The organism is Streptomyces sp. NPDC052012 (assembly GCF_040689265.1).
Taxonomy (GTDB): Bacteria; Actinomycetota; Actinomycetes; order Streptomycetales; family Streptomycetaceae; genus Streptomyces.
Window position 1 is genome coordinate 80,027 of the sequence record NZ_JBFAXA010000022.1, and the last position, 25,095, is coordinate 105,121.

General features: G+C 73.1%; 23 protein-coding genes and 1 riboswitch. Of the genes, 9 read left to right on the forward strand and 14 right to left on the reverse strand.

The genetic code is table 11. The features are described from left to right. Positions 1-6: 6 nt before the first annotated feature. Complete coding sequence (locus AB0412_RS28210) at positions 7-669, reverse strand: AAA family ATPase (RefSeq protein ID WP_366405402.1); 663 nt, start codon at positions 667-669, stop codon at positions 7-9. A gap of 222 nt (positions 670-891) precedes the next feature. Next, positions 892-990, forward strand: a riboswitch (glycine riboswitch). Between the two features lie 159 nt (positions 991-1,149). On the opposite strand from AB0412_RS28210, the gene gcvT reads away from it, so the two are divergent. The 4 genes from gcvT (at position 1,150) to AB0412_RS28230 (ending at position 5,526) form a co-directional block, all read left to right on the forward strand. Next, a complete protein-coding gene (gene gcvT / locus AB0412_RS28215) occupies positions 1,150-2,283 on the forward strand; it encodes a glycine cleavage system aminomethyltransferase GcvT (protein ID WP_366405403.1) in 1,134 nt (377 codons plus the stop codon). Between the two features lie 122 nt (positions 2,284-2,405). Then, complete coding sequence (gcvH, locus tag AB0412_RS28220; protein ID WP_260826394.1) at positions 2,406-2,783, forward strand: glycine cleavage system protein GcvH; 378 nt, start codon at positions 2,406-2,408, stop codon at positions 2,781-2,783. 14 nt (positions 2,784-2,797) lie between these two features. Continuing rightward, positions 2,798-4,075 carry a serine hydroxymethyltransferase gene (gene glyA, locus AB0412_RS28225; protein WP_366405404.1) on the forward strand — a complete coding sequence of 426 codons (1,278 nt, stop codon included), beginning with the start codon at positions 2,798-2,800 and terminating at the stop codon, positions 4,073-4,075. Positions 4,076-4,158: 83 nt separating this feature from the next. After that, complete coding sequence (locus AB0412_RS28230; RefSeq protein WP_366405405.1) at positions 4,159-5,526, forward strand: L-serine ammonia-lyase; 1,368 nt, start codon at positions 4,159-4,161, stop codon at positions 5,524-5,526. On the opposite strand, the gene AB0412_RS28235 is transcribed toward AB0412_RS28230, so the two are convergent. From AB0412_RS28235 to mftA, 10 genes are all read right to left on the reverse strand, one after another. Beyond that, positions 5,513-6,079 (reverse strand): adenylate kinase, encoded by a 567-nt coding sequence (locus AB0412_RS28235; protein WP_366405406.1) that lies wholly within the window; start codon positions 6,077-6,079, stop codon positions 5,513-5,515. The two genes, AB0412_RS28230 and AB0412_RS28235, sit on opposite strands and share 14 nt — an antisense overlap. 36 nt (positions 6,080-6,115) lie before the next feature. Then, a complete protein-coding gene (locus AB0412_RS28240; protein ID WP_366405407.1) occupies positions 6,116-6,640 on the reverse strand; it encodes an SDR family oxidoreductase in 525 nt (174 codons plus the stop codon). A 164-nt stretch (positions 6,641-6,804) separates the two neighbouring features. After that, a complete protein-coding gene (gene acs / locus AB0412_RS28245) occupies positions 6,805-8,697 on the reverse strand; it encodes an acetate--CoA ligase (RefSeq protein WP_366405408.1) in 1,893 nt (630 codons plus the stop codon). Positions 8,698-8,762: 65 nt separating this feature from the next. Continuing rightward, positions 8,763-10,331, reverse strand: a complete 1,569-nt coding sequence (gene mftF / locus AB0412_RS28250) for a mycofactocin biosynthesis glycosyltransferase MftF (RefSeq protein ID WP_366405409.1) — start codon at positions 10,329-10,331, stop codon at positions 8,763-8,765. Next, positions 10,328-11,113, reverse strand: a complete 786-nt coding sequence (locus AB0412_RS28255) for a mycofactocin-coupled SDR family oxidoreductase (protein WP_366405410.1) — start codon at positions 11,111-11,113, stop codon at positions 10,328-10,330. Before AB0412_RS28255 ends, mftF begins: the two co-directional genes overlap by 4 nt. Next, positions 11,110-11,883: a mycofactocin biosynthesis peptidyl-dipeptidase MftE gene (gene mftE / locus AB0412_RS28260; RefSeq protein ID WP_366405411.1), complete on the reverse strand. Its 774-nt coding sequence runs from the start codon at positions 11,881-11,883 to the stop codon at positions 11,110-11,112. Before mftE ends, AB0412_RS28255 begins: the two co-directional genes overlap by 4 nt. Positions 11,884-11,889: 6 nt before the next feature. Beyond that, entirely contained in the window at positions 11,890-13,080 is a 1,191-nt protein-coding gene (mftD, locus tag AB0412_RS28265; RefSeq protein ID WP_366405412.1) for a pre-mycofactocin synthase MftD, read from the reverse strand. After that, a complete protein-coding gene (gene mftC, locus AB0412_RS28270) occupies positions 13,077-14,330 on the reverse strand; it encodes a mycofactocin radical SAM maturase (protein ID WP_366405413.1) in 1,254 nt (417 codons plus the stop codon). Before mftC ends, mftD begins: the two co-directional genes overlap by 4 nt. Next, positions 14,327-14,614 carry a mycofactocin biosynthesis chaperone MftB gene (gene mftB / locus AB0412_RS28275; protein WP_366405414.1) on the reverse strand — a complete coding sequence of 96 codons (288 nt, stop codon included), beginning with the start codon at positions 14,612-14,614 and terminating at the stop codon, positions 14,327-14,329. Before mftB ends, mftC begins: the two co-directional genes overlap by 4 nt. Before the next feature lie 10 nt (positions 14,615-14,624). Beyond that, on the reverse strand, positions 14,625-14,756 hold the full coding sequence (gene mftA / locus AB0412_RS28280; RefSeq protein WP_366405415.1) for a mycofactocin precursor MftA: 132 nt from the start codon (positions 14,754-14,756) through the stop codon (positions 14,625-14,627). A gap of 375 nt (positions 14,757-15,131) precedes the next feature. Here mftA and mdo point away from each other — a divergent pair, with 375 nt between their 5' ends. The 4 genes from mdo (at position 15,132) to mftM (ending at position 20,243) form a co-directional block, all read left to right on the forward strand. Then, entirely contained in the window at positions 15,132-16,424 is a 1,293-nt protein-coding gene (gene mdo / locus AB0412_RS28285; protein ID WP_366405416.1) for an NDMA-dependent methanol dehydrogenase, read from the forward strand. A gap of 106 nt (positions 16,425-16,530) precedes the next feature. Beyond that, the gene (locus AB0412_RS28290) at positions 16,531-17,748 is read left to right on the forward strand and encodes a MoxR family ATPase (protein ID WP_366405417.1); all 1,218 of its coding nucleotides are present in this window, start codon (positions 16,531-16,533) and stop codon (positions 17,746-17,748) included. A 25-nt stretch (positions 17,749-17,773) separates the two neighbouring features. Next, on the forward strand, positions 17,774-19,285 hold the full coding sequence (locus tag AB0412_RS28295; RefSeq protein WP_366405418.1) for a VWA domain-containing protein: 1,512 nt from the start codon (positions 17,774-17,776) through the stop codon (positions 19,283-19,285). 34 nt (positions 19,286-19,319) lie between these two features. Further along, positions 19,320-20,243, forward strand: a complete 924-nt coding sequence (gene mftM, locus AB0412_RS28300; RefSeq protein WP_366405419.1) for a mycofactocin oligosaccharide methyltransferase MftM — start codon at positions 19,320-19,322, stop codon at positions 20,241-20,243. Positions 20,244-20,254: 11 nt separating this feature from the next. On the opposite strand, the gene AB0412_RS28305 is transcribed toward mftM, so the two are convergent. From AB0412_RS28305 to AB0412_RS28315, 3 genes are read right to left on the reverse strand one after another with little or no spacing between them, the layout of a single operon-like run. Next, positions 20,255-20,917: a response regulator transcription factor gene (locus AB0412_RS28305; RefSeq protein WP_366405420.1), complete on the reverse strand. Its 663-nt coding sequence runs from the start codon at positions 20,915-20,917 to the stop codon at positions 20,255-20,257. Continuing rightward, positions 20,907-22,280 (reverse strand): histidine kinase, encoded by a 1,374-nt coding sequence (locus tag AB0412_RS28310; protein ID WP_366405421.1) that lies wholly within the window; start codon positions 22,278-22,280, stop codon positions 20,907-20,909. The genes AB0412_RS28305 and AB0412_RS28310 overlap by 11 nt, the downstream gene beginning before the upstream one ends. Positions 22,281-22,308: 28 nt before the next feature. Beyond that, complete coding sequence (locus AB0412_RS28315; RefSeq protein ID WP_366405422.1) at positions 22,309-23,583, reverse strand: iron-containing alcohol dehydrogenase; 1,275 nt, start codon at positions 23,581-23,583, stop codon at positions 22,309-22,311. A gap of 256 nt (positions 23,584-23,839) precedes the next feature. Here AB0412_RS28315 and AB0412_RS28320 point away from each other — a divergent pair, with 256 nt between their 5' ends. Beyond that, positions 23,840-25,069, forward strand: a complete 1,230-nt coding sequence (locus tag AB0412_RS28320; protein WP_366405423.1) for a GAF domain-containing protein — start codon at positions 23,840-23,842, stop codon at positions 25,067-25,069. Positions 25,070-25,095: the final 26 nt, after the last annotated feature.

The window sequence follows — 25,095 nt, forward strand, 5'->3', positions numbered from 1 at the left end:
GCCCGCTCAGCCCGTGAAGCCGATACGGCGCAGGGCGTTCGCCGCGTCGCGGTCGAGGAGGACCGCCGAGCCGCAGCCCGTGGGCAGGTCGCCCTTCTCCACGGCGCGCAGCAGGCGGTGGCTCGCGGTGCGGTGGCGGCGGAAGGCGTAGCGGGAGACTCCGCGGCCGCGCTCGCGCTGGCCCTTGAGGGCGGTGTCCGCGGTGACGTCGAGCAGGAGCAGGTGCAGGGCGCCGCCGCGGCGGCGGGCCTCGCGGGCGAGCCAGCGGCGGACCCAGGTCTGCGTGCCGCAGTCGTGGACGACGAGGGGCTCGCCGGTGCGCAGGGCGCGGTGCAGGCCGGCGTAGTGGGCGAGGCGGACCAGGGGCCGGTAGAGCGCGTAGGGCAGGAAGCGCGGCATGCGGCTCGCCCAGCGGTCGCGGGTGTCCTGGGAGTCGATGCGGGTCCCCCGCACCGTGCGCCGCATCAGGGTGGACTTGCCGCTGCCGGGCAGGCCGGTGACCGCGACCAGGTCGCGCGGGCCGAAGAGAAGCCCCCTAGGGCCGGCCCGGTCCCGCAGGTCGCGGACGACGGGGGCGGGCAGCGGGGCGCACGCCTCCTGGGCCGGTGCGGCGGGCTGTCCGGGCAGCCCGAGGCCCGAGGTCGTGGCGTACGCCGTGATCCTGTTCACCGTGTTCGTCCTCCCCTGGGGCCGGGTCCGGTGGACCCCTCCCCGCCGAGTGTAAAGAGAAGGTAATGCCGGGTGTCTCTCATTTCGGTCCGTTTTCCGGAACAGGCCTGTCACAGCCCGCCGTGATCGTCCGTGCACCCTGCGCGTCCCCTGAGAAGGGTCCCCCTGCCACGCGCCGGGGATGCGTGCAATGATGTGCGCGCCAACTGCATACCGGCCGTTTGAATCCGCGCGGGAGAGTCCCCGGCACCTTGCCGCCGGGGCGCCGAAGGAGCAAGTCCCTCCCTTGAATCTCTCAGGCCCCGTTACCGCGCGGGCGAGGCACATCTGAAAAGCGGGCCGCTGCAGCAGTGCTCCGGTGGCCCCACCCAAGGTGCAAGTCCTGATCGCCGTATCAGCGGTGGTCATGGCGAACCTCTCAGGTTCCGATGACAGATGGGGAGGAAATGTCCTCGCCTGTCATGCTTGGGAGACCGACCGATGAGCAGTACCGAACTCCGCCGTACCGCGCTCGATGCCGTGCATCGCGCGCTCGGCGCGACGATGACCGACTTCGCCGGCTGGGACATGCCCCTGCGCTACGGCTCCGAACGCGACGAGCACAACGCCGTGCGCACCAAGGCCGGCCTGTTCGACCTCTCGCACATGGGCGAGATCACCGTCACCGGCCCGGGGGCCGCCGCCCTCCTCGACTACGCCCTGGTGGGCAACATCGGGAGTGTGAAGCAGGGCCGCGCCCGCTACACCATGATCTGCCGCGAGGACGGCGGCATCCTGGACGACCTGATCGTCTACCGGCTCGATGAGACGGAGGCCGGGTCTTCTCACTACATGGTCGTCGCCAACGCCTCCAACGCCCAGGTGGTGCTGGACGCGCTGACCGAGCGCGCGGCCGGCTTCGACGCCGAGGTGCGCGACGACCGCGACGCCTACGCGCTGCTCGCCGTGCAGGGCCCCGAGTCCCCCGGCATCCTGGCGAGCCTCACCGACGCCGACCTGGACGGCCTGAAGTACTACGCCGGCCTGCCCGGCACGGTCGCCGGGGTGCCCGCGCTGATCGCCCGCACCGGCTACACCGGCGAGGACGGCTTCGAGCTGTTCGTGAAGCCGGAGCACGCCGTCGAGCTGTGGCAGGCGCTGACCAAGGCGGGCGAGAGTGTCGGCCTGGTCCCCTGCGGGCTGTCCTGCCGGGACACCCTGCGCCTGGAGGCGGGCATGCCGCTGTACGGGCACGAGCTGACCACCGAACTCACACCTTTCGACGCCGGTCTGGGCCGGGTGGTGAAGTTCGAGAAGGAGGGCGACTTCGTGGGCCGGGCCGCGCTCACCGAGGCCGCCGAGCGGGCGGCGCAGAACCCGCCCCGCGTCCTGGTCGGCCTGATCGCCCAGGGCCGCCGGGTGCCCCGCGCCGGGTACGCGGTCGTCGCCGGCGGCGAGGTGATCGGCGAGGTCACCTCCGGAGCCCCGTCACCGACGCTGGGCCGGCCGATCGCCATGGCGTACGTCGACCCCGCCCACGCGGCGCCCGGCACCGAGGGCGTCGGCGTGGACATCCGCGGCAGCCACGAGCCGTACGAGGTCGTTGCGCTGCCGTTCTACAAGCGCCAGAAGTGACACCGTCGTAGGGCGGGCCTTCACGCGTGCGGTGCGCTGCCGTACGTCCTGCCTGCTCACGCGCGCTTCACACACGTCCCCTGCGTCACCAGCCATCACCCCCGTACAGGAGAATTCAGGCCATGAGCAACCCCCAGCAGCTGCGTTACAGCAAGGAGCACGAGTGGCTGTCGGCCGCCGAGGACGGCGTCTCGACGGTCGGCATCACCGAGCACGCGGCGAACGCGCTCGGCGACGTCGTGTTCGTCCAGCTCCCCGAGGTCGGGGACACCGTGACCGCGGGCGAGACCTGCGGCGAGCTGGAGTCGACCAAGTCGGTCAGCGATCTGTACTCCCCCGTCTCCGGTGAGATCACCGAGGTCAACGAGGACGTGGTGAACGACCCGTCGCTGGTGAACTCGGCCCCCTTCGAGGGCGGCTGGCTGTTCAAGGTGCGCGTCACCGACGAGCCGGCCGACCTGCTCTCGGCCGCCGAGTACGACGCCCACATCGCCGGCTGAGGAGTCGTATCCGCATGTCGCTTCTGAACACGCCCCTGCACGAGCTCGACCCGGCCGTGGCCGCCGCGGTCGACGCCGAGCTGCACCGGCAGCAGTCCACCCTCGAGATGATCGCCTCGGAGAACTTCGCCCCGGTCGCGGTCATGGAGGCCCAGGGCTCGGTCCTCACCAACAAGTACGCCGAGGGCTACCCGGGCCGCCGCTACTACGGCGGCTGCGAGCACGTCGACGTGGTCGAGCAGATCGCCATCGACCGCGTGAAGGAACTCTTCGGCGCCGAGCACGCCAACGTGCAGCCGCACTCGGGCGCCCAGGCCAACGCCGCCGCGATGTTCGCGCTGCTCAAGCCCGGCGACACGATCATGGGTCTGAACCTCGCCCACGGCGGGCACCTGACCCACGGCATGAAGATCAACTTCTCGGGCAAGCTCTACAACGTGGTCGCCTACCACGTCGGCGAGGACGGCCAGGTCGACATGGCCGAGGTCGAGCGGCTCGCCAAGGAGAGCAAGCCGAAGCTGATCGTGGCGGGCTGGTCGGCGTACCCGCGGCAGCTGGACTTCGCCGCGTTCCGCCGGATCGCCGACGAGGTCGGCGCGTACCTCATGGTCGACATGGCGCACTTCGCCGGTCTGGTCGCGGCGGGCCTGCACCCCAACCCGGTGCCGCACGCGCACGTCGTGACCACCACCACCCACAAGACGCTCGGCGGCCCGCGCGGCGGTGTGATCCTGTCCACGGCCGAGCTCGCCAAGAAGATCAACTCGGCGGTCTTCCCCGGTCAGCAGGGTGGCCCGCTGGAGCACGTGATCGCGGCCAAGGCGGTCGCCTTCAAGGTCGCCGCGAGCGAGGACTTCAAGGAGCGCCAGCGTCGTACGCTGGAGGGCGCCCGCATCCTCGCCGAGCGCCTGGTGAAGGACGACGCGAAGGCGGCGGGCGTGTCCGTCCTGACCGGCGGCACGGACGTCCACCTGGTCCTGGTCGACCTGCGCGACTCCGAGCTGGACGGTCAGCAGGCCGAGGACCGCCTCCACGAGGTCGGCATCACGGTCAACCGCAACGCCGTCCCGAACGACCCGCGCCCGCCGATGGTGACCTCCGGTCTGCGCATCGGTACGCCGGCCCTGGCGACCCGCGGCTTCACCGCCGAGGACTTCGCCGAGGTCGCGGACGTGATCGCCGAGGCGCTCAAGGCGCCGTCCCCCTTCGGGGAGGCCGACGCCCGGGCACTGAAGGCCCGGGTCGCGGCACTGGCGGACAAGCACCCCCTGTACCCGGGGCTGAACAAGTAGACACCGCTCGGGGTGCCGTGCCCGCCACAAGCGGGCACGGCCGCCCCACCCCTGCGCACCACCCCCGCTCTCGAGGAGTCCCCGTGGCCATCTCCGTCTTCGACCTGTTCTCGGTCGGCATCGGCCCGTCCAGTTCGCACACGGTCGGCCCGATGCGCGCGGCCCGCATGTTCGCCCGGCGGCTGCGCAACGAGGAGCTGCTCGGCTCCGTCGCCTCGGTCCGCGCGGAGCTGTACGGCTCCCTCGGCGCGACCGGCCACGGCCACGGCACGCCGAAGGCCGTCCTGCTCGGCCTGGAGGGCGACTCGCCCCGCACGGTGGACGTGGAGACGGCCGACGAGCGGGTGGAGGCGATCAAGGAGGGCGGCCGGCTGAAGCTGCTCGGCGAGCACGAGATCGCCTTCTCCTTCGACGACGACATGGTGCTGCACCGCCGCAAGGCGCTGCCGTACCACGCGAACGGCATGACGCTGTGGGCGTACGACTCCTCGGGCGCCGAGCTGCTGTCGAAGACGTACTACTCGGTGGGCGGCGGGTTCGTCGTCGACGAGGACGCGGTGGGCGCGGACCGCATCAAGCTGGACGACACGGTGCTGAAGTACCCCTTCCGCACGGGCGACGAGCTGCTGCGCCTGACCAAGGAGACCGGTCTGTCGATCTCCGCGCTGATGCTGGAGAACGAGCGGGCCTGGCGCAGCGAGGACGAGATCCGCGCGGGCCTGCTGGAGATCTGGCGGGTGATGCGGGAGTGCGTGCAGCGCGGGATGACCCGCGAGGGCATCCTGCCGGGCGGGCTGCGCGTGAAGCGCCGGGCCGCGAACACCGCGCGCAAGCTGCGCTCCGAGGGCGACGCGCAGGCCCTCGCCATGGAGTGGATCACCCTCTACGCGATGGCCGTGAACGAGGAGAACGCGGCCGGCGGCCGGGTCGTCACCGCCCCCACGAACGGCGCGGCGGGCATCATCCCGGCGGTCCTGCACTACTACATCAACTTCGTGCCGGGCGCCGACGAGGACGGGGTGGTCCGCTTCCTGCTGGCCGCGGGCGCGATCGGCATGCTGTTCAAGGAGAACGCCTCCATCTCCGGCGCCGAGGTCGGCTGCCAGGGCGAGGTCGGCTCGGCCTGCTCGATGGCGGCGGGCGCGCTCGCCGAGGTGCTGGGCGGCAGCCCGGAGCAGGTGGAGAACGCGGCCGAGATCGGCATGGAGCACAACCTCGGACTGACCTGCGACCCGGTGGGCGGACTGGTCCAGATCCCGTGCATCGAGCGCAACGGCATGGCCGCGGTGAAGGCGGTCACCGCAGCCCGGATGGCGATGCGCGGCGACGGCTCGCACAAGGTGTCCCTGGACAAGGTCATCAAGACGATGAAGGACACCGGCGCGGACATGTCGGTCAAGTACAAGGAGACGGCGCGGGGCGGGCTGGCGGTCAACATCATCGAGTGCTGACGGACTCCGGCAGGCCGAGGGCGGTGAGGATCCGGGCGGTGATGTCCTCGACCGTCCCCACGGCCTCCACGGTGCGGACCAGGCCGGCGTAGTGGCCGAGGACGGGCACGGTCCGGCGGTGGTGGATCCGCCGGCGGTGCCGGACGAGGTCCTCCGTGTCGTCGGGGCGGCCGCGCGCGAGCAGGCGGTCCACGAGGACGTCCTCGGGTGCGGTGAGTTCCAGGACGGCGTCCAGGGTGGTTCCCCCGGCGGCCAGGACCGACGACAGTGCCTGCGCCTGCGGGACCGTGCGGGGGTAGCCGTCCAGCAGGAAGCCCCGCTCGGCGTCCGGTTCACCGAGACGGTGGCGGACCATGTCCGTGGTGACGCGATCGGGTACGAGTTCGCCCGCGTCCAGGAAGCGCGCCGCCTCCCGGCCCAGCGGCGTCCGCCGGCCGACTTGGTCCCGGAACAGGTCGCCGGTGGAGATGTGGGGGACGCCGAGGATCCGGCTGAGGATCTCGGCCTGGGTGCCCTTGCCCGCTCCGGGCGGGCCGATGAGGAGAAGTCGCATCGGGGGTGGTGTGCCTTCCGTGGTGATGAGGGTTCGTCAGGCGGCGTGTGAAGGGCGCTCGGGTGGTGCCGTGAGCACCAGGACCGGCCCGTGGACGCGGTGGGCGGCCTCGCCGCCGGGGCGGGCCAGGAGACGGGGCACGGCATCGGTGAGGGCCGTCCGGTACGCGGCGGCGCTCGTCGACGGGCTGGGCACGACGGTGCGGACCGCGACCCGGGGCTCCAGTTCGGCCGAGAGCCACTCGGTCAGCTCGGTGAGCGCCGCTGTCGCGGCGGCCTGGGAGGCGTCCCGTACGGCGTCGGTCACCACGTTGACCACCGATCCTCCGTGCTCGGCCAGCCGGCGTCGGCAGGCCGACCGGGTCCACGCCAGCGGCATGACGAGGTGCCGGTCGAGGGCGCCGCGCAGCGCCAGGGGGTCGAGTTCCGTCAGCCGCCCCGGCCGGGGCGGGGCCGCGATCAGGTTCACCAGGTGGTCCAGACGGCCGAGGCGGTCGACGACCGCGTCGATCACGCCGTCCGGTCCGGCCGGGTCGTGCGTGTCGCAGGGCAGGGCCGGCACCGGGGAGTCCGGACCGGCGAGGGGACGCGGGGCCTCCCGCCCGCCACGGCCACGCGGGCGCCGCGCACAACGAGGCTCCGGGTCAGCTCCGCGGCGGAGCCGTGCGCTCCGGTGAGCAGGACCACCCGGCCGTGCAGCGGGCCGCTGGGCGCCATGACTGCTCCTCACCGTCCGTCCGTGCGCGCGGAGGCCTCCGCCGGGCCCGCGCTGATCAGCTCCATCACGGAGGCATTCGCGAGGGTGCTGACGTCGCCCACCTCACGGTTGTCGGCGACGTCGCGCAGCAGCCGGCGCATGATCTTCCCGGAGCGGGTCTTGGGCAGCTCGGGCACGACCATGATCTGCCGGGGCTTGGCGATGGGGCCGATCTCCCGCGCCACGTGCTCGCGCAGCGCGGCGACCACCCCGGCGGTCTCCTCATCGGCGGCGGTGCCGCGCAGGATGACGAAGGCGACGATGGCCTGACCGGTCGTCGGGTCCGAGGCGCCGACCACGGCGGCCTCGGCGACCGTGGGGTGGGAGACGAGCGCGGACTCGACCTCGGCGGTGGAGATCCGGTGCCCGGACACGTTCATCACGTCGTCGACCCGGCCCAGCAGCCAGATGTCGCCGTCGTCGTCGTAGCGGGCACCGTCACCGGCGAAGTAGTAGCCGTGCGCGGCGAAACGGGACCAGTACGTCTCCCGGTACCGCTCGTCGTCGCCCCAGACACCCCGCAGCATGGACGGCCAGGGCTGGTCGAGCACGAGGTAGCCGCTCTCCCCCTTGCCGACCTCGCGGCCCTGGTCGTCGACGACCTTGGCGGAGATCCCCGGCAGCGGCGTCTGCGCCGAACCGGGCTTCGCGGGTCGCCCGCCGGGCAGCGGCGCGATCATGACCGCGCCGGTCTCGGTCTGCCACCAGGTGTCCACGACGGGCGCCCGGCCGGCGCCGAGGTGCGTGCGGTACCAGCGCCACGCCTCGGGGTTGATCGGCTCGCCGACGCTGCCGAGCACCCGGATCGAGGACAGGTCGTAGCGTGCGGGGACGTCCTCGCCCCACTTCATGAAGGTGCGGATGACGGTGGGGGCGGTGTAGTACACGGACACCCCGTACCGCTCGATGATCTCGAAGTGCCGCCCCTGGTGCGGGGTGTCGGGCGTGCCCTCGTACATCACCGACGTGGTGCGGTTGGCGAGCGGCCCGTAGACGATGTACGTGTGCCCGGTGATCCAGCCGATGTCGGCCGTGCACCAGTAGACGTCCGTGTCGGGTTCGAGGCCGAAGACCGTGCGGTGGGTGTACGCGGCCTGGGTGAGGTAGCCGCCGGAGGTGTGCAGGATGCCCTTGGGCCTGCCCGTCGTGCCCGAGGTGTAGAGGATGAACAGCGGGTGCTCGGCGTCGAAGAACTCGGGGGTGTGCTCGGCGCTCTGCCGGTGCACCAGCTCGTGCCACCACAGGTCGCGGCCCTCGGTCCACGGCACGTCGGTGCCGGTGCGGCGGACCACCAGTACGTGCTCGACACCCGGGGTGCGCGCGGTCGCCTCGTCGGTGTGCGCCTTCATCGGCTCGGCCCTGCCGCGCCGGTACTGTCCGTCCGAGGTGATCAGCAGCCTGGCCCCCGCGTCCTCGATGCGGGACCGGAGCGCGGCCGGCGAGAACCCGCCGAAGACCACGCTGTGCGGCAGACCGAGCCGGGCGCAGGCCAGCATGGCGAACACGGCCTCGGGGATCATCGGCAGCTGGATGGCGACCCGGTCGCCGGCCCTCAGCCCCAGTGAGAGCAGGGCGTTGGCCGTCCGGCACACCTCGCGCCGGAGCTCGGCGTAGGTGACGGTGCGGGTGTCGCCGGGCTCGCCCTCCCAGTGGAAGGCGACCTGGTCGCCGTGACCGGCCTCGACGTGCCGGTCGACGCAGTTGTGGGCGACGTTCAGCCGCCCGCCGGTGAACCAGCGGACGAAGGGCGCGTCGGAGCGGTCCAGGACCTCGGACCACTCGGTCTCCCAGTGCAGTTGCCCGGCCTGTCGCGCCCAGAACTCCAGGTCGGGCGCGGGACGACGATCGGGGCGCGGGGACATGCGGCTTCCTCCAGGGGGTGCGGGTGGGCGGTGACGGGCGCGGCTCTCCAGGGGCAGCGCGCCCGTCACCAGGTCTCCACGGTGGCCGGTTCCGGTTGGTGCGAGGTTGGCGCCACCGGGCGGGGCTCCCAGGGGCGCCGGGCGCGGCGGCCGCGCAGCGGCAGGGCGAGGCGGGGCCGCAGGGGCTCGGTGGTGCGGCGGCGCAGGGCGCCCTGCCACACACCCCAGCCGTAGGCGAGGTCGTCCAGTCGGCGGATCGCGGTATGGGTGAGAGGCCCCAGCGACGTGCCCGAGCGGTGGTGGTCGGCCAGTCCCTCGGCGAGTGCGGCGACGGCCAGGAACCAGCGGGCCCGGCGGCTGACGGCCGCGGCTCCCAGCGCGAGGGGCCAGTGGTGGCGGGTGGCGCAGCGCAGCAGCTGTTCGCCGGTGCCGCGCAGGGCGGCGAGCGCCAGCAGGGTGCCCGCGCGAGCGGGACGGTCGGCGTCGGGCATGCGGCGGGTCACGCGGACGGCCGTGACCGCGGTCAGCGCCAGGGCACCGGCGGCCGGCAGCGGCCTGCCGCGCAGGAGCAGGGCGCAGGCCGCCAGGGACCAGGGTGCCGCGTACAGCGGGGGTACCCGGCCGGGGTGACGCAGCGCCAGGTCGGCGGCGCCGGTGCCGTATCCGGCGCGCTGGGCGAGCCAGGCGCGCAGGTCGGTGCGGTGGCGGTGGCCGACGCGCACATGGGGGACGTACCGCAGCCGCCAGCCGGCCGCGTGCAGCCGCATGCACAGGTCGACGTCCTCGCCGACGCGCATGCCCTCGTCGAACCCGGCGCCCACGGCGGAGCGGCGCACGACGAGGGTGGCGCTCGGGACGTAGGAGAGCATCGACACGGGCACGATCGGCCCCTCCCGCTCCCCCATGTCGAGCGGCGAGCGGACCTGCTCGTAGCGGTCGAGGAGCCCGGGGCCCAGTACGGGCAGGGCGACGATCCGGGGGGCGGCGAGGGCCACGGCCGGGTCGGCGAAGTGGGCGAGGAGCGGGGCCAGCCATCCCGGTCCGGGCAGCACGTCGGAGTCGCAGAACGCCACGAAGGCCGTACGGGCGTGACGCAGCGCGGTGTTTCGGGCGGCGGCCGGACCGAGGTTGCGCGGATGGGTGAGCAGCCGGGCCCCGTGACGGCGGGCCACTCGGGCCAGGACGTCGGGCGCCCGGGATCCGTCGTCCACCACCAGCAGGGGCAGGTCCGAGGTGGCGGGGTCGGCGCGCAGGGCGGTCAGCAGACCGTCGAGCTGGTCCGCCCGGTCACGGACGGGGACGGCGAGGGTGGTGTCGCGGACCGGGGCGGGCGCGGGACGGGGGTGGGCCACCCCCGCGTCCAGGAGACGGCGGGCGAGCGTGGCGCTTCCCGCGTCCCGCACCACGAATCGGCCGTCGGCCAGCAGCCGTACCGCGGCAGGACCGAGGCGCAGCAGCCGTGGCGGTGAGCCGCCCAGCATGAGGTGACCGTCGTGCGAGCGGTGGGTGTCGGCGGCTAGTTCGACCGCGAAGCCGTCGGGGAGCCGGCAGTCCTCCGGCGGCGGGGCCGGCGCCCCGGCCCTCGCGGGGCCGGACCGGGAGACGCGTGCGGCGTTCCGTGTGAGCCGTGTCATGCCGTGAACCCTCCGTCCGCGTGGACCACGGAACCGGTGACCGCGCCGGACTCCGCGGAGCATGCCCAGGCGACCACGGCGGCCGTCTCCTCGGGCTCCAGTGGACGGCCCGTCAGCTGCCGTTCGGCGAGCCGCTCGACGTCGGGCAGTCCGTACAGGCCGGCCGTGGCGCGCAGCATGTCGGTGCGCGTGGCACCCGGGGAGACGGCGACCGCGGTGACGCCGGTGTCGCGCAGGTCGCAGGCGAGGGCACGGACGAGGCCGACCACCGCGTGCTTGGCCGCGCAGTAGGCGCCGAGCCCCCACAGGCCGTGGTGTGCGGCGGCTGAGGCGAGGGCGACGAAGCGGCCGTGCCGGGGCCGCGGACGGCGCAGCAGGGCGGGCACGGCCGCCCGCGCGAGGTGGGCGACGCCCAGGACGTCCACGTCCAGCAGCGTCCGCCACTGCGTGTCGCTCTGCTCCCACACCGGGCCGCCGCCGAGGATCACCGCCGCCGCGCCCACCGCGGCGTCCAGGCCGCCGAACTCGGACTCGGCGAGCTCCACCGCACCGCGCAGCGCCCCGGCGTCGCGCACGTCGGCGCGGACCGTGCGGACTCGCGGGAACTCCTCGGCCAGCAGGTCGAGTTGGCGCGGCTCGGCGAGCGAGTACGGCACGTCCGGGTCGTCGGCGCACCGGTCGACGGCGATCACGGCCCAGCCGTCGCGGGCCAGGCGGCGCACGGTCTCCGCGCCGATGCCGCGGGCGGCGCCGGTGACCACGGCGACCCGGTGCCGCGTCATGAGCCTTCCCCGGAGCGTGCGGTGACCGGTCGGCGCACGGAGCGGCCGGTCGGCCAGGCGCCCAGCCGCCCCTGTTCGGACACCGTCCAGGCGCCGATGTCGGCCGCCAGTCGGTCCGCCATGTGCTCCAGGAGCCGTTCGCCCTCGCTGCCGCCGGCTCCCGCCGGGTCGCCGAGGACACCGGACGGGCTGACACCCCGGACGGACTCGGCGACCAGCCGGTCCATCAGCAGGTGGAGGGGCTCGGTGGGTCCGGCGACCGCCCGGTCGGGGCGTACCGCCGGGGCACGCAGGCGGAGCATCATCGACGTCTCCGTGCGGCCGGCGTGGGCGTCGGTGCCCGGGGGCACGCACGGCCACCAGGCCGCGTCCCGGCTCTCGCCGCGCAGGCCGGTCACCGCGTCGGCGAGGCCGAGCAGGTTGCCTCCGTGGCCGTTCACCACGAGCAGGCGTCCGGCCCAGCGCAGCAGCGAGCGGCCGATCTCGGTGATCAGCAGCCGCAGCGCGTCGTGGCCGATCGACACGGTGCCGGGGAAGCCCTCGTGCTCGCCGCTGGCACCGTACGTCAGGGGCGGTGCGACCACCAGGTCCGGGCCGTCGTCGTCGAGCCGGGTCGCGGCCCGTTCGGTCACCGCGCAAGCCACCGCGGTGTCGGTGTCCAGCGGCAGGTGGGGGCCGTGCTGTTCGCAGGAGCCGAGGGGCAACAGCACGAGGGGGCGGCGGCGTTCGAGGTCCGGCCAGGTCAGGTCGGCGAGGCGGGTCGTGGCCATGGCCGGTCAGACCGTGCCCGGCGTGCGGGTGGTGCCCAGCGCGCGGGTGAAGCCCGGCGGGACGAGCACGTCGTCGCGGGTGAGTTCGTGCACGGAGGAGCGGCCGAGGCCGAGCAGGGCGGAGTCGATGCCGCGGCTGAGGATGTCAAGGACGTTCTCGACTCCGGGCTGTCCGGCTGCCGCGAGGCCCCACAGGTAGGCGCGGCCGATCATCACGGCGCGGGCGCCGAGCGCCAGCGCCTTGACGACGTCGCTGCCGCGCCGGATGCCGCCGTCCAGCAGCAGTTCGACCTGGCCGCCCACCGCGTCGGCGATGGCGGGCAGGACACGGATGGGGGCCGGGGTGGCGTCCAGGTTGTTACCGCCGTGGTTGGACACGGAGATCGCGGTGACCCCGGCGTCCACGGCGCGCAGGGCGTCGTCGACCCGGCAGACGCCCTTGAGCAGGAACGGCCCGTCCCACTGCTCGCGCAGCCAGCGCACGTCGTCCCAGGAGGGAGGCGGCGTCTGCATCCACTCGCCGTAGGCGCCGAAGAAGGTGGGCGCGTCCTGGCCGGGCTCGGCGAGGTTGGGGGTGGTCAGGTCCGGCAGGCTGCGGGACCTGGCGAAGTCCCACAGCCAGCGGGGGCGGGTCACCGCCTCGGGGGCGAATCGCACCATCTCCTTCGGCGTCAGCCGCTCGGGTATCCGGGGGCTGCCCCAGTCACGGCCGTAGGAGAAGGACCAGTCGAGGGTGACGATCAGGGCCTTGGCGCCGGCCTCGCGGGCATACGCGATACGCCGGGTCATCGCGTCCTTGGAGCCCATCCAGTACATCTGGAAGAACGTGCTCGGGTTGGCGGCGACGACCTCGGTGAGCGGCTTGCTGGCGAAGGAGCTGAGCCCGATGGCGGTGCCGCGGGCGGCGGCGGCGCGGGCGACGGCGACCTCGCCGTCGGGGTGCACGGCCTGCACGCCCGTCGGGGAGATGATCACCGGCAGGGCGATGTCCTGCCCGAGGACGGTCGTGGCCTGGTCCCGCTTGGGCGACAGGCCCGCCACCCGTGGGGCGAAGCCCAGTTCGGCGAAGGCGGCGGTGTTGTCGTCGTAGGACACGCCCCTCTCGGAGCCGGCGAGCAGGGCGCTGTAGACGGACTTCGGCAGCCGCCTGCGCGCTCGCCGCTGGGCCTCGGCGACCGTCTCGATCCACGCACTCATGTCGTTACCCCGTCCTCTTCGTTCTGTTCGTCCCGTTCGTGGTGTGCGGTGGTGTCCAGACCGGCCAGCGGGCTCTCGTCGCAGAAGCGGTCGGGCCGGCTGGTGCGGACCGTCGGCATGCCCAGCGGCACGGTGCGGTGCGAGTGGTCGTTGCCCTGGCGCGGCAGCGCGCCCGGCTCGACCGCCGAGAGCGCGGCCGCTCCGTGACCCTTGACGCACTCGGGGTCCGGGCCGTCCAGCGGCAGGCCCGTGAAGAACTTGGCGGCCATGCAGCCGCCCTGGCAGGTGTCGTACGCCGGGCAGCCCGAGCACGCCCCACCGGTGGTGGGCCTGCGCAGGTCGGCGAAGAGGGCCGAGTCCCGCCACACCCGTTCGAAGCCGCCGGGGGTGCGGACGTTGCCCGCCTTGAAGGCGTCGTGGATGGCGAACGGGCAGGCATAGACGTCCCCGACGGGGTCGATGAGGCACACGACGCGTCCCGCGCCGCACAGGTTGAGGCCCGGGATGGGCTCGGAGCCCAGGGCGTTGAGGTGGAAGAACGAGTCCCCGGTGAGCACCTGCTCGCCGTGGCCGACGAGCCAGTGGTAGATCCGCAGCTGCTGCTCGGCGGTCGGATGCAGGTCGTCCCACACGTCGGCGCCGCGTCCGGAGGGCCGCAGTCGGGTGATCCGCAGCTGGGCGCCGTAGCGGTCGGCAAGTGCGGCGAAATCGTCCAGCTGGGACACGTTCTGACGGGTCATCACCACGGAGATCTTGAAGTCGCGGAAGCCGGCGTCCGCGAGGTTCTCCATGGCACGCACGGCCATGTCGTACGAACCTCGGCCGCGCACCGCGTCGTTGACCTCGCGGGTGGCGCCGTCCAGGGAGATCTGGATGTCGACGTAGTCGGTGGCGGCCAGCCGCCGGGCCCGCTCCGGGGTGATCCGCAGGCCGTTGGTGGAGAACTTCACCCCGACCTGGTGGGCGACGGCGTAGTCCAGCAGCTCCCAGAAGTCGGGGCGGACGGTGGGCTCACCGCCGCCGACGTTGACGTAGAAGACCTGCATGCGCTGCAGCTCGTCGATCACGGACTTGATCTCGTCCGTGGACAGCTCCAGCGGGTCGCGCCGCCCGGAGGAGGACAGGCAGTGCGCGCAGGAGAGGTTGCAGGCGTACGTCCATTCCCAGGTCAGGCAGATCGGGGCGTGCAGGCCGCCCTTGAACTGCTCGACCAGGGCGGGCACGGGCGGTGCTTCGGGGGTGACGGTCACGGCTGCGGCTCCGCTTCGATGGGGATGATCATGTCGGCGGCGGCCAGGGAGGCCAGCGCCCGGCGGAAGGCGTCCCGGCGCCGCTCCGGCACCTCGGCCAGCGCGTCCCGCACGCTCGCACGGCCGTCCAGGTTCCGCACCAGCTCGACCAGTTCGGGCGCCTTGAGGAAAGACAGCCGGCGGTTGCCGAAGTGGTAGGCGAGCGCCCCGAAGGGTTCGGGGCGCAACGCGACACTCGGGCTGAGCCGGTACGGGCGGGCCGGGTCGAAGGCCGAGGAGGTCATGGCGGCCGGCCTAGTAGACGCCGCACATGCCGTCGATGGAGACCTCCTCGACGAGGACCTCCTCGGTCACGTCACCGTCCACGGCGACCCGGTCGGCGGCGTCCTGCTCGGCGACGCGGTTCTCGTCCTGCACTGCGGGCATGGCGGTCCTCCTGATGGGAGTCGGAAGGGGTGGTCCGGCCCGCGGTGCGCGGCACCGGACGTGATTCGACGCTAGGGCGCGGGAAAGTCGCCGCTCACCCTGCTTTCGGCCGCCCCCGCCCTGTCCGGTCGGACGGGGCGGCCCGTGCGAGGCCGGTCCTCACGGGCTGTCCCCTCCGTTCGGAGGGGAACGGGACTGTCCGTCCGTGCCGACCTGCCGCCCGAGCGGCCGGTATCGCCCGGAACGCCGTTCCCGGAGTGTGAAGCACGCCGCACCCTTCCGGCACGTCCGTGCTCCACCGGACCCTGCGCCGCCGGCGACGGAGCAGTCGACGCAGCACGCGCGGATCACCGCGCGGAAAGGACAGTCGCGATCATGCAGGTCGAAGAACTTCTCAAGCCCTTCCCCATCAAGGAGTTCCACCCCTTCCCCCGGGCGTTGATGGGCCCGGGTGCCCATGAACTGATCGGTCCGGAGGCGAAGAAGCTCGGGTTCCGGCGGACGCTGGTGATGACCACGGGGCTGCGCGGCAGCGACACCGTGCACAGGATCGTCGAGTCGCTGAAGTACCACGGCTTGGAGGTCGTGCTGTACGACAAGGTCGAGTCGAACCCCAAGGACTACAACGTCATGGACGCCGTGGCGCTGTACCAGGAGAACACCTGCGACTCGTTCGTCTCCATCGGCGGCGGCTCCGCGCACGACGCCTGCAAGGGCGCCCGGATCTCCGTGGCCCACGACGGCCGCAACGTCAACGACTTCGAGGGCTTCAACAAGTCCGAGAACCCCAAGAACCCGCCCCACATCGCGGTCTCCACCACAGCCGGCACCGGTTCGGAGACCTCATGGGCGTACGTCATCACCGACACCACCACCGACCCCGACAACCCGCACAAGTACGTCGCCTTCGACGACGCCTCCGTGGCCTCGCTCGCCATCGACGACCCGACGCTGTACTACGACTGCCCGCTGGACTACACCTCCCAGTGCGGCTTCGACGTCCTCGCCCACGCCTCCGAGCCGTATGTCTCCCGGCTGGACTTCCAGCCGTCGCTGGGCAACGCGCTGCACGCCATCAAGCTGACCGCCCGGCATCTGCGGCAGGCGGTGTGGAACGGGCAGGACCTGGCCGGCCGCGAGGGCATGATGTACGCCCAGTACATCGCGGCGCAGGCGTTCAACTCGGGCGGCCTGGGCATCATCCACTCCATCTCGCACGCCGTGAGCGCCTTCTACGACACCCACCACGGCCTCAACAACGCCATCGCGCTGCCCAGGGTGTGGGCGTTCAACATGCCCGCGCACTACGAGCGGTTCGCGGACATCGCCGAGGCGATGGGCGTGGACACGCACGGCATGACCAAGGTGCAGGCGGCGGAGGCGGCGCTCGCCGCGGGCATCCGGCTGCTGCGGGACGTCGGCATCCCGGAGAAGTTCGTCGACGTGCGCCAGGACACCTACTCCAAGAACCGGCTCGGGCAGGGCCCCACCAAGTTCTACGAGCAGGCCAAGGTGATCGCGGGCGACGCCGCCGACGTCGACCGCATCACGCACCACGTCCTCGGCGACGCCTGCACCCCGGGCAACGCCAAGGAGTGCACCTTCGACACCGTCCGCCCGGTCGTCGAGCACTGCATGACCGGCGACCTGGACGACCTGCTCGGCTGAGCGATCCCCGGCGACGCCCGGCAGGTACCGGGGCGGGGAGGCGGCCCGAGGTCTCCGTCTCCCCGCCCCTCGCCTCCCCGGCGTTCCCCCAACGGACGGAGGACACGTGCACACCACCACCACCGAGGACACCGAGACCACCGCCGATGCCCCCGTGTTCGCCTCGGTCGACGACGTGGCCGAACGCCTCGCCGCCCACGGCTACATCGCCGGCCGGCGGCTCGCCACCACCGTGTTCCTGCTGACCCGGCTGGACAAGCCGGTGCTGCTGGAGGGCCCGGCCGGCGTCGGCAAGACCGAGCTCGCCAAGACCCTGGCCGCGGTCACCGGACGCCGGCTGCTGCGGCTGCAGTGCTACGAGGGCCAGGACGAGAGCCGGGCGCTGTACGAGTGGGACTACGGCAAGCAGCTGCTCTACACCCAGATGCTGCGCGACAAGATCGGCGACCTCACCGCCGACGCCCCCGACCTGGCCTCGGCCGTCCACCGGATCGAGGAGCAGGACAGCGTGTTCTTCTCCGACCGGTTCCTCGCGCCGCGTCCCCTGCTGGACGCGGTGCGCGGCGAGCAGCCCGCCGTCCTGCTGATCGACGAGGTCGACCGGGCCGACGAGGCCCTGGAGGCCGTGCTCCTGGAGTGCCTCGCCGAGTACCAGGTGTCGGTGCCGGAGGTCGGCACGTACACGGCGAAGGTCCCGCCGTTCGTCGTCCTGACCTCGAACAACACCCGTGATCTGTCCGCCGCGCTCAAGCGCCGCTGTCTGCACCTCTTCCTCGACTACCCGGACGCGGAACGCGAGCTGGAGATCGTACGGTCCAAGCGGACCGGGCTGCCGGAAGCCGCGGCCCGGCACCTGGTCGATGTGGTGCGGGGGCTGCGCGAGCTGCCGTTGCGCAAGAGCCCGAGCATCTCGGAGACCATCGACTGGGCCCGCACCCTCGCCGTGCTCGGCGTCGAGGAGCTCGACCCGGCGATCCTCGCCGAGACCGCGGGCGTCGTCCTGAAGTACGAGCGCGACCTGGGCCGCGCCCACGAGGTGCTGCCCCGCCTCGTCGACCCCAACCGCGAACTGCCCGAGCCGGGGCACCATCACGAGGGGCACCACCACGAGGGACACCACCACCAGCACAACGGGCACCACCACGACCCCGGTGCCGGGCCCGACGGGCGTGAGGTCCGCATCGCCAAGGATCTGCCGGGCCGCCACGACGACGGCTATTACGGCTCACCCGGACCGGGCCCCACCCGCCGCACCGAGCCCGGTTCCGGACAGGGTGCCCGCGCGTTCGCCGCCGTGTCGCGCCGCCGCGGCGGCAACGGCTGACGCGGGGGCGGGCATGGAAGCCGGGGTGCACCGATTCGTCCGCGTGCTGCGGTTGTCCGGGATGCGGGTCTCCGTGTCGGAGGCCATGGACGCCATGCGCGGGGCCGCCCAGCCCGGCGTGCTCGGCGACCGGGGGACCCTGCGGGAGGCGCTGCGGATGACGCTGGTCAAGGACCAGCGTGACGACGAGCTGTTCGACGAGCTGTTCACCGCGTTCTTCTCGCTGCGCCCGGTGTCCGGCGACGGTGACGGGCACGGTCACGGCCACGAGCACGACGACCTGACGGACACCGGGGAGCTGGAGTCGTACACCGTGTCGGAGGAGCCGGCCGAGACCCCGCGGCAGGGCCACAGTCACGGCAAGCCGTCCGACATCCGCGACTACTTCGACCAGCGGGACCTGGCCGAGCAGTACAACCTGCACCAGGAGGCCAACAAGATCGACCTGGCCTCGATGACCGACGAGATCGTGCTGTCGAAGGACGGCGGCACCGATGCCGCCGGCGCCCCGTCGGTCCAGCTGGAGACGGAGCGGCTGCACGGTGCCGGGGTGCCCGGGCGGCTCGCGCCCGGCACCGGTCACCGGCTCGGCACCGATCTGACCGTCGCCCGGCAGGACGCGCTCCTCGGCCTGCGGGCCGCGTCCGGCGACGACCCCGAACTCACCGACGCGGGCCGCCGGTTGACGGGTGTCATCGACGGCCTGCCCGAGCTGCTTGAACGCCACCTCGCCCGGCTCGCCGAACTCGAAGCGGTGGCCGTGGAGTCCGCCCGGATCGCCGGACGCGCCCGTGCCGAGAGCATCGACGAAACCGAGCGCGAGCAGCTGGAGGAGGCGCTGCGGCGAGTGGGCCGCACGCTGAGCGGGGCCCTCACCAGCCGCAGACGCGCCACTCCGCGGGGCCGAGTCGACCCGGGCCGCACGATGCGCCGCAACATGCGCTACGACGGTGTGCCGTTCCGGCCAGTCACGGTGACCCGGGCGGAGGACCGGCCGCGGCTCGTGGTCCTCGCGGACGTGTCGCTGTCGGTGCGGGCCACCGCCCGCTTCACCCTGCATCTGGTGCACGGGCTGCAGTCCCTGTTCGGGCAGGTCCGCTCGTTCGCCTTCGTCGACGAACCCATCGAGATCACCGAGCTGTTCGCCGAGCACCCGCTGGAGAAGGCGCTCGGCCTGGTCTTCGACGGCCTGCCGGCGGGCGGCCTGCTCGATGTGGACGCCACCTCCGACTACGGCCGGACCCTGGAACTGCTGCTGTCCGAGCACGCCCCCGCTCTCGGCCGGCGCACCACCCTGCTGGTGCTGGGCGACGGCCGGGGCAACGGCAACCCACCGGGACTCGCCGCCTTCGAGGAGATCACCCGCAGGGTGCGGCAGACGGTCTGGCTCACTCCGGAGCCGCGCTACTCCTGGACGCTGGGCGCCTGTGACCTGCCCCGGTACGCGGAGCGCTGCGACCGCGTCCAGGTCGTCTCCGACCTCACCGGGCTGGAACGCGTGGCGCACCGGATGGCGGCGGAGGCGACCGGCCGATGACCACCCTCACGCGCCGCCGCCCGGAGTCGCCGTCATGAACGCTCTCGGCCTCCGCATTGCCGTCGCCGCGCGCCGTATCGACCCGCTGGCGCCCGGCCGTCCCGGCCGGTACGCCGACGCCGTGGTCCACGTGGTCCGCGAGACCCCGGGCCGTGCCGCGGTCCCCGGCACCGTCGTCCGCACCGAGCACTTCAGCCTGCGCCGGCGCGGCCGGCGGATCGAACTGGGGCACTGGCTGCGACCCGACCAGTTGGACAACGACCTCGCGGGGCTGCTCGCCGAGGAACTGTTCGCGCCGGGCTGGCTTTCCGGCAACGACGTCTTCGAGCGGGTCTTCACCGGCGTGGTGCGCTCCTGCGTCGACGGCCCGCTGGCCGCCTGGACCACGTTCTACGACAACACCCTCACGCGGATCCGGCAGTGCCCCGACGAGCCGGCCGACGCCGCGCACTCGTCGATCGCCGGGTTCGCCCCCGTGTACGGGCGGGCCCTCGAACTGGTGGGCGCTGGCTCGGTGCTGGACCTGGGCTCCTGCTTCGGGTTCCTGCCGCTGCTGCTCGCCGAGCGGCGGCGGGGCACGGTCACCGCGTCGGACCTCTCCCGGGGCACCATGCGGCTGCTCGCCGCGGTCGCCGGAGCGCGGGGCACCGCGGTGGACACGCTGGTCTGCGACGCGGCCAGGGTGCCGCTGCCCGACCGCTCGGTGGACACGGTCACGGTCGTCCACGTGCTGGAGCACCTGGAACCCGGGCACGGCGACACCGTCGTCGAGGAGGCTCTGCGGCTCGCGCGCCGCCGGGTCGTGGTGGCCGTGCCCTACGAGGACGAGCCGACCGCCGCGTACGGGCATGTCCGCTGCTTCACCCCGGACCGCCTCACCGCACTGGGCCGCCGCACCGGGGTGCCGTTCACGGTCACCTCGCACCACGGCGGCTGGCTCGTGCTGGACCCGGGGTGAAAGGGAGCCGCTCAGATCACGCCCAGCTTGCTGGCCTCGTAGACGACTTCGGCGCGGCTGCTCGCGTCCATCTTGCGCATGATGTTGCGCACGTGGAACTTCACCGTGGTCTCGGAGATGTACAGCTCCGCGCCGATGTCGCGGTTGCTCAGGCCCCGGGCGAGCAGCGGCAGGACCTTCAGCTCGCGCTCGGTGAACCGGGGCTGCTCGGGCTGGACGCGCATCGAGCGGACCATCGCGGCGGCGGCGTGGGAGTCGAAGGCGCTCTCGTCACGGGCCACGGCGCGGATGGAGCGCAGCAGTTCGGTGGTGTCGACGTCCTTGACGACGTAGCCGCGCGCCCCGTGGTGGATCGCCTCGACCACCAGGGTGTCGTCGAGGAACGTGGTGAGCACCAGGACGGCGAGGCCGGGATGACGGCGGGTGAGGCTCGCGCACAGCTCCAGGCCCTCGGTGTCGGCGCCCGTGGACAGCTTCAGGTCCAGCAGCACGAGCGCGGGCCGTACCCGGTCGACGACGGCCTCGGCCTCGGCGGCCGTGCTCGCCTCGCCCACCACCTCCAGGTCGCTCTCGCGCTCCAGGATCGACCTGAGGCCGTGCCGGACGATCGCGTGGTCGTCCACCAGCACGATCCGCAGGGTGTCGGTGGTGCCCCGGTCGGTGTCAGCGGTCATCGGCCGTCTCCTCGTCGACGCGTACCGGCAGCGGGATGTCGACCCGCAGCAGGACGCCGCCCAGCCCCGAGCGGCGGATGGACAGGGTGCCGCCGAGTTCCTCGGCCCTGGCGACCATGTTGGCCAGCCCCCGGTGCCGGCCCGACAGATCGGTGGCCCGGGATACCTCCAGCACCCGCCGCAGATGGGCGGGGTCGCCGGTGCCGTCGTCGGACACGCTGAGGACCAGGGCGTCCGGCAGATACCGCAGTCGTACGAGGGCGCGGCCGGCCTTGCCGTGGGTGGCGGAGTTGAACAGGGCCTCCCCGGTCAGCCGGAGCACGGACTGCTCGGCGCGCGGCGGCAGCGCCACCGGGCTTCCGTGGACGTCCACACGGACGTCCAGCGCGGTCGGCAGGTGCACCGTGGACAGCCGCTCCAGCATCACCGGCAGCGGCCCGGGCGGCTCCTGGGTGTGGTGCAGGGCGTAGATGGAGGCGCGCAGCCGCTCCACCGCCTGCCGATTGAGGTCCTTGGCCTGGGCGAGGCGCCCGGCGATCTCGGCGGCCGGTCCGCCCAGCGCCTCCAGTTCGGCCCGGCACACCTCGACGGTCATGCCCGCGCTGAGCACGTACTGCGTGACGCTGTCGTGCAGTTCGCGGGCGATGCGGTGCCGTTCGTCGTCCAGCGCCTGCCGGCGCATCGCGTCGAACAGGCGGGCCTGCGTCTCGGCGAGTTCCGCGCTGCGCGCGGCGAGGTCCCGGGCCTGCCGTTCGGCGGCCTCGGACAGCTCCTCGGTGCGGCCGCGCAGGGCGGTCGCCGCGTGGAAGAGGTACGTGTTGTGCAGGGCGACGGCGGCCTGGTTGGCGAGGACCCGCAGCACCGCGAGGTCGGTGTCCGCGACCTCCACGCCGGGGCCCGGCTGTGCGGCGATGCCGCCGACCGGTTCGTCGTCCAGGGTCATCGGCGCCCGCACCCAACTGGCGTCCTCCGCGGACGCCTCGGCCTCCCAGGGCCGGGTGCGCAGCACGGCCAGATGCTCGCGCGCCTCGGCGGGCACCCGGGTCTCGTCGTCGATCAGCACGTCGTCGGCGTAGAGCAGGAACCGCGGCCGGGCGGCGCGCAGCGCTCCGTCCGCCACCGCGAGCAGCAGCCAGCGGGCCTGCAGATGGTCCGCCGCCGCCCGGATCACGGCCTCGACGAGGGCGCGCGGCCCCTCGGCGGTGCGCACCAGCGCGCGCGAGATGCCGTCGAGGGCCTCCACGGTCCGCTCCAGCCGCTCCATGGACCGCACATAGGCGGGGTAGTACGACCGCTTGCCCGACCGCAGTCCGGTGAGGACGCCCAGGTCGTCGGTCCACGGAGAGGGCTCGGGAACGCTCATCCGGCTCGCCTCGCCCGGCGGCCGCGCTTCACAGCGCCTCGCGGAACAGCGTCTCGGCGGCGTGCCGGTCGATGTCACGCGGGTTGGTGGCCATGCACGCGTCCTTCAGGGTCGTGCGGGCCAGTACGGACACATCGGACTCCGCGACCCCGAGGCTCGCCAGCCCCTTGGGCACGCCCAGGTCGTCGGCGAGCGCCCGCACCAGCTCGGCGAGCCGGACCGCCACCTCGTAAGGGGGCACGCCCTCGGTGGGGATCCCGGCGGCCGCGCCCAGCGCGACGAAGCGCTCCGGCCACGCCTGGGCGTTGAACCGGATGACGTGCGGCAGCAGCACACCGTTGACCACGCCGTGCGGCGCGTCCAGCAGACCGCCGACCTGGTGGCTCATGGCGTGGGTGGCGCCGAGGATCGCGTTGGTGAAGGCCATCCCGGCCTCCAGCGCCGCCTGCGCCATGGCGAGCCGGGCGCCGAAGTCCTCGGGCCTGACCTGGGTGCGCACCAGGTTCCGGGTGATCAGTTCGACCGCGTGCAGGGCGTGGATGTCGGTCAGGGGATTGTGCGCGCGGGACACGAACGCCTCGATGGCGTGGGTCAGCGCGTCCAGGCCGGTCGCCGCGTTCAGCCAGTCCGGCATGGTGGTCAGCAGACGTGGGTCGATGACGGAGATCTCCGGGACCAGCGTCCGGCTGACAATGGTGATCTTGATGTGCTGCGTGGTGTCCGTGATGACCGCGAACTGTGACACATCGGCGCCGGTGCCCGACGTCGACGGCACCATCACGGTGGGCGGGATGGGCTGCACCACCCGGTCCACACCCTCGTAGCCGAGGATCTGCCCGCCGTTGGACGCCAGGATCGCCACGCCCTTGGCCGCGTCGATCACGGAGCCGCCGCCGACTCCCACGATCACGTCGCAGCCGCTCTCCACATACCGTCCGAACCCGGCCTCGATCTCGTGATCCTTGGGATTGGGCGTCACGTCGTGCCACACCACGGGACGCAGTCCCACCCGCCGCAGATGAGCGACCGCCTCGTCCACCCAGCCGGCCTCCATCAGCCCCGGGTCGGTGACCAGGAACGGCCGGCGGCCGCCGAGCCGCACCGCGCAATGCCCGAGCTCGGCCAGCGAACCGGGGCCGAACACGACCTCGGGTACGTGGAACTTGGCCAGCCGCGCGGACCGCTGGACGGCCTCGGTGCCGGTCCTCTGCGGTCCCACCAGCTCGCACCGGCGCTCGTCCCCGCTCCAGTCGGCGCTCGGATCACCACCGTCGGTGACCATGGGCCCTGGAATCAGCGGCACGCGACCTCCCCGGATCGTCCCTGAAGTCGAGGTCGGCAACATGAAGGCAACCTTGATTTTACCGCTTCCCTGTCGGATAACTCTTGTGTCGGACCGACTGACCCCCCACCTCGGACCGAGGTCCACGGTAGGCACGCGCATCCACGGGCGGCACCTGTCCGATCGGGGCGCGCATACCCGTCCGAAAGGACAGGTGCGGCTCGGTCCGCCGTGACGGACAATGGCCGACTGTCCCCGTTCGACGACAGGGAAGCACATGTCACAGCGCAGTGACCTCCGGCGGCGCAGGATGACGCTGGAGAACGAGTGGTCCCACTGGGTGGCCGGCCGGAAGGCCGCCGAGGCGGTGGCGCCGGTCCGCGGGGCGCTGCGGCCCGAGGTGACCGAGTCGTGGGGGCGCTCCCTGGTGAGCGTGGACCCGCGGGTGGACAGCGCGCCCGTGTCCGACGGGGGTTCGGTGGCGCGCCGCTGGGCCGGTTCGCCGCTGCGCCGGCCGGTCGACGACCTCGCCGACGAGCTGCGCAGCATCGCCGAGGACGCGGGTTTCGTCAGCGCCGTGACCGACGAGTCCGGCACCATCCTGTGGACCTGCGGCGGACGGACCATGCGGCGCCGCGCCGAGCAGGTCAACTTCGCGCCCGGCGGGCGCTGGGACGAGCCCGCCATGGGCACCAACGCGCTGTCCCTCGCCCTGCGCACCGGCCGCCCCAGCACCGTCTTCTCCGCCGAGCACCTGGTGAGCGCCCTGCACGGCTGGGTCTGCTACTGCGCGCCGATCCACGCCCCCGACGGCCGCATCCTCGGCGTACTGGACCTGTCCACGACCTGGGACCGCTCGCACCCCCTGGCCATGTCCACCGTGCGCTCCCTGGTGACCGCCGTCGAGACCCGGCTCCGCACCGAGCTGCCCACTGTGCCGGCCACGCCCGTACGCCTGACCTGTCTCGGCGCCGAACGGGCCGAACGCGCGGGCACCGCGCTGCCGCTGCGCCCGCGCCAGCTGGAGATCCTCACCCTGCTCGCGCTGGAACCCGACGGCTTCACCGCCGAGCGGCTGCGCGAGGCGCTGTACGGCGACCGCCCGGTCACCGCGTCCACGTTCAAGGCGGAGATCTCCCATCTGCGCCGCGCCCTCGGCGGCGGCATCGCCCCCCGCCGCTACGCCCTGACCGGCCCCGTCTCCTGCGACGCCGTCGACGTGCTGCGCGCCCTGAAGAACGGCGACCTCACGACCGCGCTGCGCCACTACGGCGGACCCCTGCTCCCCCGCTCCGAAGCCCCCGGCATCATCGAGTGGCGGGCCCAACTGGAGGTCGCCGTGCGCGAGGCGGTCCTCGCCAGCGCCGACCCGGAACACACCCTGCGCTACGGCGAACGCGCGCCCTACGACGCGGAGGTGCACGAGCGGGCGCTGCGCCTGCTGAGCCCCGCCGACACCCGCCGCCCGATCGTGCTGGGCCGGCTCAGCACCGCCCTGCGCGACTGAGACGGACCAGGGCGGGCGCCAACCTC